This is a genomic window from Rhodococcus sp. NPDC003348 (genome assembly GCF_053589375.1).
This window is the reverse complement of the sequence record NZ_JBSFRT010000094.1, coordinates 1-1200: the sequence shown is the minus strand read 5'-3', so window position 1 is coordinate 1200 and position 1200 is coordinate 1. Positions and strand designations below refer to the sequence as shown.

Genomic DNA, 1200 nt, shown 5'->3' with positions numbered 1-1200 from the left:
CTGACGGCGATGCAGATCCGCGAGCTTCCCCGCGGTCGTGTGGATATCGGGGACATTCGACGCCGCGGTGGCGGCGGACTCCTGGACGCTGGTCATGGACAGAGAGCATATCGGCAGGTCCGGGCGCCTGATGCGACAGGGCGGTCGACGTCGAGTCGATCAACTCAAGCTACTGGCGAGTATCGAATCGGGGTGGGGTTCGCGGGTCCGCACGGGGGCGCAGGCAGGGCGACACCGACCGGGCTCGCGCCCTACGCTCGACCCATGTACACGGACCTGAGCCGGCCACCTCTGAACGCCGACGCGCTGCGGACCGCCCTCGTGCGCGGCGGCGCCGACCCCCGCGCCTTCTACTCGACCCTCGATGTCGTCGCGGAGACCGGCTCCACCAACGCGGACCTGCTGGCCAGATCGGTCGACAGTGCCCTCGACCGTGCGGTGCTGATCGCCGAGTACCAGGACCACGGGCGAGGACGGCACTCCCGCAGTTTCGTGGCGCCGCCCCGGTCGTCGGTGTCGGTGTCGGTGCTGCTGCGGATGCCGGGGTTGCCGCTCGCGTCGATGGGCTGGTTTCCGCTGATGACCGGTCTCGCGGTGGTGGACGCACTTCGTACCGTGGCCGAGGTCGACGCGGAACTGAAGTGGCCGAACGACGTGCTGATCGGGGGCAAGAAGGTCGCGGGCATCCTCGCCGAGGTCGCCGCCACGTCCCCCGCGCCCGCGGTGGTGATCGGCGTCGGGCTCAACGTGACGATGACCGAAGCGGAGCTGCCGGTGCCGACTGCCACCTCGCTCCAGCTCGCCGGCGCGGCGACCACCGACCGGGGCACGCTCGCCCGGGCGCTTCTGCGTTCGCTGGCAGCACAGTTCACCGCGTGGCAGGAGGACGGGTGGCGCGTCGACGGTCTCGCGGCGGACTATCGGCGCCGCTGCGGCACCATCGGGCAGCGGGTGCGCGTGGAACTGCCGGGCAACGAGGAGCTGATCGGGACGGCCACCGATGTGGACCTGCAGGGCCGGGTGGTGGTGCAGCCCGACGGTTCCGGCGACGCGGTGCCGGTCTCGGCGGGCGACGTCACCCACCTGCGCCCGTACCCAGGTCCGGCATGACCGGCAGCGCATGCAAGAGCGGCGGGGTGCAGGCGAATTCGAAGATCGGAAGAGCGTCTGGTAGGGAAAGAGAGTGTTCATAGGGGTGTA

At 70.4% G+C, this 1200-nt stretch carries 1 protein-coding gene; it reads left to right on the top strand.

The window, feature by feature from the left end; genetic code table 11:
• Positions 1 to 264 precede the first annotated feature (264 nt).
• Positions 265 to 1110: a biotin--[acetyl-CoA-carboxylase] ligase gene (locus tag ACWDU4_RS28245; protein ID WP_450117269.1), complete on the top strand. Its 846-nt coding sequence runs from the start codon at positions 265 to 267 to the stop codon at positions 1108 to 1110.
• Positions 1111 to 1200: the final 90 nt, after the last annotated feature.